The organism is Vibrio sp. D404a, assembly GCF_030248535.1.
GTDB lineage: Bacteria > Pseudomonadota > Gammaproteobacteria > Enterobacterales > Vibrionaceae > Vibrio.
The window spans coordinates 105,980-112,612 of the sequence record NZ_JAHGAJ010000046.1 but is presented as its reverse complement, the minus strand read 5'-3'; the positions used below and the strand labels follow the sequence as shown (position 1 = coordinate 112,612).

Annotated in this window: 3 protein-coding genes and 2 tRNA genes; all 5 read left to right on the top strand. The window is 45.9% G+C overall.

Going from position 1 to position 6,633, the window contains the following annotated elements; genetic code table 11:
* Positions 1-140: 140 nt before the first annotated feature.
* A tRNA-Leu gene (locus KI655_RS22970) sits at positions 141-227 on the top strand.
* Positions 228-257: 30 nt separating this feature from the next.
* Positions 258-333 (top strand) — tRNA-Gly (locus KI655_RS22965).
* Between the two features lie 753 nt (positions 334-1,086).
* Positions 1,087-4,008 (top strand): pyridoxal phosphate-dependent class III aminotransferase, encoded by a 2,922-nt coding sequence (locus tag KI655_RS22960; protein WP_285408984.1) that lies wholly within the window; start codon positions 1,087-1,089, stop codon positions 4,006-4,008.
* An 8-nt stretch (positions 4,009-4,016) separates the two neighbouring features.
* Complete coding sequence (locus tag KI655_RS22955; RefSeq protein ID WP_032549298.1) at positions 4,017-5,270, top strand: carboxynorspermidine synthase; 1,254 nt, start codon at positions 4,017-4,019, stop codon at positions 5,268-5,270.
* Positions 5,271-5,471: 201 nt separating this feature from the next.
* Positions 5,472-6,611 carry a carboxynorspermidine decarboxylase gene (nspC, locus tag KI655_RS22950; protein WP_285408982.1) on the top strand — a complete coding sequence of 380 codons (1,140 nt, stop codon included), beginning with the start codon at positions 5,472-5,474 and terminating at the stop codon, positions 6,609-6,611.
* Positions 6,612-6,633: the final 22 nt, after the last annotated feature.

The window sequence follows — 6,633 nt, the reverse complement described above, 5'->3', positions numbered from 1 at the left end:
AGCTGGTAGAGCGCAACCTTGCCAAGGTTGAGGTCACGAGTTCGAACCTCGTGTGTCGCTCCAAATTTTGTAATGTTGATTGGCATCGACATTAAGATGGTGTTTACGAATCGTAACGGCATCGCAATAAAGAATTGCGTGCCCTGGTGGTGGAATTGGTAGACACAAGGGATTTAAAATCCCTCGGCGTTCGCGCTGTGCCGGTTCAAGTCCGGCCCGGGGCACCATCTATAAAGTCTAAACATTGTTTAGCAAATGCGACACTAGCTCAGCTGGTAGAGCGCAACCTTGCCAAGGTTGAGGTCACGAGTTCGAACCTCGTGTGTCGCTCCAAATTGAAAAAGGCTCACTGGAAACGGTGAGCCTTTTTTGCATCTGGGAGATCTTAAAGTTATTTAGCCATTAGGTCACGAGTTGACCTCGTGTCCTAGCCGGCCGCGTCGCTCCAAATTGAAAAGCCCGAACATTACTGTTCGGGCTTTTCACATTCTGATGTTTGGAATCCGCGCACTGTTGGAGATTCCCTATGAACTCGTTCCTCGCTCTAGGGAATGACGGGTTATTGGGAGTTCACACCGTCATCCTCGGTCGTGAGGAACGAACGAGCCGGGGATCTCTTCAAATGGATGGTGACCCTTTCTAAGCCTCGTATTTATAGTCCTAAAATTAAAAACTATTGATAGTGTATTAAAAATTATGTTACCTTCCCGCCCAATCTCGGAATGGACAACGATTGCTTCTGGGGGATACGCGCAGTGACCATTCAGGCTGATTGTGACACTGCGTAGGGTAGGTATCAGTTAGTTCTTTAACTGATAGACGGGATACTTATGGCGCTAGATGCCATGTTAATGGGAAACCCAACATTGAACTCACTTAACACAACACTGCGAATCAGCTTTTCACATCCAATTGGGCCGGTACTCCACCTTTGCCCGATCCTTCAAAACAGTAGCATTACTGAACCTTGATTTTACGCTAGTTAAATTTTGCTGTCTTTAGACGGCGTTTTGTCGTGTTTGTCATTTGACTTACGCGGGCGTACAGCTATACCTCACTTCTAACAATGTGCTGTTAGGAGGGAGTATGAATACATTCAAGGGAAATTTTATGACTACCGCCTTTGAAGTCGATACCAATACTATCGCACACTCGTTTTCAACTTCAGTTCCAGTTGTTGAAGGCACTTATGATCTTACTCCAGACGCTATTTTGCTTGAACAAGAGCAAAACGAATCGGCAGTTCGCTCTTACCCAAGACGTCTACCGATTGCAATAAAATGTGCATATGGCGCACTGGTTGAAGATACACGCGGACAAATCTTTCTGGATTGTTTAGCGGGCGCAGGTACACTTGCACTCGGCTACAACCATCCAGAAATCAATCAAGCCCTAAAAGCTCAGCTTGATTCTGGTCTGCCTTATCAAACGCTGGATATTACGACTCAAGCCAAAGAGACGTTTATTAACCGCGTTAAAGCATTTTTACCACAGGATTTTGCTGAGAATTCAGTGATTCAATTCTGTGGACCTTCTGGTGCCGATGCGGTTGAAGCCGCGATTAAATTAGCGAAGCAGACGACAGGTCGTAACACCATGTTTGCGTTCCGTGGTGCTTACCATGGTATGACTAACGGCACTATGGGCATGATGGGTAACTTGGGCACAAAAGCGCGTCGTAGCGGCTTGATGTCTGATGTTCACTTTATGCCGTTCCCATACAACCTGCGCTGCCCATTCGGTCTTGGCGGTGAGCAAGGTGCTCAGGCAAGCCTTCGATACATCGAACGTCTACTTGCTGACGATGAAGCGGGCATCATGAAGCCTGCTGCCATGATTGTTGAGCCTGTCCAAGGCGAGGGCGGTGTTATTCCTGCTCCGGCATCTTGGCTACGTGGTTTAAGACGCATCTGTGATGAGCATGGCATCCTTCTTATCTTTGATGAAATCCAGTGTGGTGTGGGTAAAACTGGTCATCGATTCGCATTTGAAGAGTCAGGTATCAACCCAGATATCCTATGTCTGTCGAAAGCGATTGGCGGTGGTTTACCAATGTCTTTGCTTGTATTCGATAAGAGCATTGATACTTGGAAAGCGGGTGAACACACCGGTACTTTCCGTGGTAACCAACTGGCGATGGTGTCGGGTGCAAAAGCACTAGAAATTATCGAGAGAGACAACCTGGTTGAACATGCCAATATCGCTGGTCAATATCTTCGTCACGGCCTAGAGAAGTTACAACAACGCGTTAACTGTATCGCTGAGGTTCGTGGCAAAGGCTTGATGCTTGGTGTTGAAATTCAAAACCCGAACGGTGAGAAAAACAGCTTTGGGGAACCCGTTGCTGACGGCGACCTAACCCTTAAAATCCAACGTGCAGCACTTGAACGTGGCCTAATGGTCGAAAAGGGCGGGCGTGAAGGCTCGGTTATTCGTTTCCTTCCTCCAATGATCATCTCTTTCGAACAGATTGATTTTGCACTACGCGTGATGGAAGAAGCGATTCTTGCAGCTGGTGGTAGCTATGTTGAAAGCGGCAGTGCCAACGGTGAATGGAAGAAACACTTCATTCATACCGGTGCAGGTGGCAGCGACGAGTTTGAAAAGGTTCTAAACCAAACCACGCAAGCAATGAAGTCTGTGTTCGAACAAGTGGACGCACCATACTCTGGACTAGAGCCTAAGCTACTAGAAGCTGCAATTAATGCAGTAGACCTTGATAACGTTCAAGGTTCATTAGTGGATGTGGTGGAAGACACCGCAGACCTAGTCGCAAAGAACTCCATCTTTGTCCAACACCCTGATTGCATTGCACACCTTCATACTCCTCCCTTGATGGCGTCTGTTGCTGCTGAATCAATGATTGCTGCACTAAACCAATCTATGGACTCGTGGGACCAAGCATCCGCTGCTACCTATGTTGAGCAGAAGGTGATTGACTGGATGTGTGGCAAGTATGAGTTAGGTTCAGAGAGTGATGGTATTTTCACCAGCGGTGGCACTCAAAGTAACCTAATGGGCCTGCTGCTAGCACGCGACTGGATCGCTGATAAAGTCGATAATCATTCAATTCAAAAACTTGGCCTACCAGAGTACGCGAAAAAATTACGTATTCTATGCTCTAAAAAGTCTCACTTCACTGTCCAAAAATCCGCTTCTTTGTTAGGATTGGGCGAAAATGCAGTACGCTGTGTTGATACTAACGATAACGGTACCATAAAAACGGAACTGCTTGAGCAAGCAATCGCTGAGCTGAAACAAGAAGGTTTGATTCCGTTTGCGGTTGTGGGCACGGCTGGAACGACCGATCACGGCGCAATTGACGATTTGGAATCAATTGCTCAGATCGCTCAGCAGCAAGAGTTGTGGTTCCATGTTGACAGTGCTTACGGTGGTGCTTTGATTCTGAGCAGTCATAAATCACGTCTGAAAGGGATTGAGAAAGCGGACTCGGTGAGTGTTGATTTCCACAAACTCTTCTATCAAACAATCAGTTGTGGTGCATTGCTGCTTAAAGATAAGCAAAACTTCAAGTTTTTACTGCATCATGCTGACTACTTGAACCGTGAGCATGATGAACTGCCAAATTTGGTTGATAAATCGATCGCGACGACCAAACGATTTGACGCACTAAAAGTCTTTATGACGATGCAGAGTGTAGGGCAGTCGCAATTAGGTGAAATGTATGATCACCTTTTGGCACAAACACTTCAGGTCTCCGACCTTATTCAAAACCACGAAGGTTTTGAGCTATTAGCTGAGCCAGCATTGTCGACAGTGCTGTTTAGAGCCGTTAATAGCCATGTCATGGATTTAGACACGTTTAATCAAACATTAAGATTAGAGGCATTAACTCGCGGTGTCGCTGTACTTGGTGAAACCATGGTTGATGGTAAGAGCGCGTTGAAATTTACCATTTTGAATCCGTGTTTAGACATGGCGGATTTCGAGTCTCTAATTGCAAAAATTCATAATCTAGCGGCTGAGCTAGCAGAACAACAAGGGTAATAAATATTATGGCAATTCTACAAATTGGTGCAGGTGGCGTAGGTTGGGTTGTTGCACACAAAGCAGCACAGAACAACGACGTACTGGGTGATATCACTATCGCATCTCGCACTATCGCGAAGTGTGAGAAGATCATCGAATCGATCAAGGGTAAAAACAACCTGAAAGATTCAACTAAGAAACTAGAAGCGCGCGCTGTAAACGCGGATGACGTTGATGCGCTTGTTGCTCTAATCAAAGAAGTTCAGCCTGACCTAGTAATCAACGCGGGTCCTCCATGGGTAAACATGGCGATCATGGAAGCGTGTTACCAAGCGAAAGTATCTTACCTAGATACGTCAGTAGCGGTTGACCTATGTTCTGAAGGTCAGCAGGTACCACAAGCTTATGATTGGCAGTGGGGTTACCGTGAGAAGTTTGCTGAAGCAGGCATCACGGGTATCCTTGGCGCTGGTTTCGATCCAGGTGTGGTTTCAGTATTTGCTGCTTACGCGGTTAAGCACCTGTTCGATGAAATTGACACGATTGACGTGATGGACGTTAACGCTGGCGACCACGGTAAGAAGTTTGCAACTAACTTCGATCCAGAAACGAACATGCTTGAGATTCAAGGCGATTCTTTCTACTGGGAAAACGAAGAGTGGAAACAGGTTCCATGTCACTCTCGTATGCTTGAGTTTGATTTCCCGAACTGTGGTTCTCATAAAGTTTACTCAATGGCGCACGATGAAGTTCGTTCAATGAAAGAGTTCATCCCAGCAAAACGTATTGAGTTCTGGATGGGCTTTGGTGACAAGTACCTAAACTACTTCAACTGCATGCGCGACATCGGTCTTCTTAGCCCAGATCCGCTAACGCTGCACGATGGTACTGTAGTTCAGCCTCTTCACGTTCTTAAAGCACTACTGCCTGATCCAACATCACTCGCACCGGGCTACACAGGTCTAACGTGTATCGGTACATGGGTACAAGGTAAGAAAGATGGTAAAGAGCGTAGCGTATTCATCTACAACAACGCTGACCATGAAGTGGCATACGAAGACGTAGAGCACCAAGCGATCTCTTACACTACGGGTGTTCCTGCAATCACAGCTGCACTTCAGTTCTTCCGTGGTGAGTGGGCAGACAAAGGTGTGTTCAACATGGAACAGCTAAACCCAGACCCGTTCCTAGAAACTATGCCGGGTATCGGTCTAGATTGGCATGTTCAAGAGCTTGAAGCAGGCCAAGGTCTTCCTGTGATTCATGAGCTGAAAAAATAAGAACTGATTTCTTGTTTTGATTGCTAACTAAAAGGGGACATGGATTGTTCCCTTTTCGATGATGATAGCCTTGAAGCTTTGGTATCATTTATTTTGATTTTGTAACTCACTGCGTTCGAACAGGACAAAATCAAAATAAATCACACCAAACTTGTTTAATTTACCCTTCCACCTATGGATGCGGCTTGAGTGTTTACAAAAATGACGTTTAAGAAAGAAGAACTAAAAACCCCATACTTCATGATCAGCGAAGATAAGTTGATCGCCAATCTGGAGAAAGCAAAACAGCTTAAAGAGATCTCTGGCGTTAAGTTGGTATTGGCATTGAAGTGTTTCTCTACTTGGGGTGTATTTGACATCATCAAACCTTATTTAGATGGCACGACAAGCTCTGGCCCGTTTGAAGTAAAATTAGGTCATGAAACCTTTGGCGGTGAAACTCATGCATACAGTGTTGGCTACAGCGAAGATGACGTCCGTGAAGTGTCGGACATTTGTGACAAAATGATCTTTAACTCACAAAGCCAACTTGCGGCTTATCGACATATTGTTGAAGGCAAGGCGTCGATTGGCCTTCGCTTAAATCCGGGCGTTAGCTACGCAGGTCAAGACTTGGCGAACCCTGCTCGTCAGTTCTCTCGTCTAGGCGTGCAAGCTGACCACATCAAACCAGAAATCTTTGAAGATATCGATGGTGTAATGTTCCACATGAACTGTGAAAATAAAGATGTGGATGCGTTTATTGGGCTGCTTGATTCAATCTCTGAGCAGTTTGGTGAATACCTCGATAAGTTAGACTGGGTGAGCATGGGCGGTGGTGTGTTCTTCACATGGCCAGGCTACGACATCGAAAAGCTAGGTTTGGCGTTAAAAGCCTTCTCGGAAAAGCACGGTGTTCAAATGTACTTAGAGCCGGGTGAAGCGATCATCACCAAGACGACGGATTTGGTCGTAACTGTGGTTGATATCGTCGAGAACGTGAAGAAGACAGCGATTGTTGATTCAGCAACTGAAGCGCACCGCTTAGATACGCTTATTTATGATGAGCCGGCGTCGATTCTGGAAGCGTCCGAAAATGGTGAACATGATTACGTGATTGGCTCCTGTTCTTGTCTAGCAGGCGATCAGTTCTGCGAAGCAAGCTTTGAACAGCCATTAGAGATCGGTCAGCGCCTTCATATTCTAGATAGTGCAGGCTACACAATGGTTAAGCTCAACTGGTTTAACGGTTTACGTATGCCTTCTGTCTACTGTGAACGTTCAAGTGGCGAAGTACAGAAGCTAAATGAATTCGATTATTCAGACTTTAAGCGCTCTCTATCGCAATGGTCGGTAAAGTAAATTGAAATGAAAAGAGCAACCG

What these genes read in the sequence shown, in the direction of transcription:
- KI655_RS22960 (WP_285408984.1), top strand. Translation starts at nt 1,087, where the DNA reads ATGAATACATTCAAGGGAAATTTTATGACTACCGCCTTTGAAGTCGAT.
- KI655_RS22955 (WP_032549298.1), top strand. Translation starts at nt 4,017, where the DNA reads ATGGCAATTCTACAAATTGGTGCAGGTGGCGTAGGTTGGGTTGTTGCA.
- nspC (WP_285408982.1), top strand. Translation starts at nt 5,472, where the DNA reads ATGACGTTTAAGAAAGAAGAACTAAAAACCCCATACTTCATGATCAGC.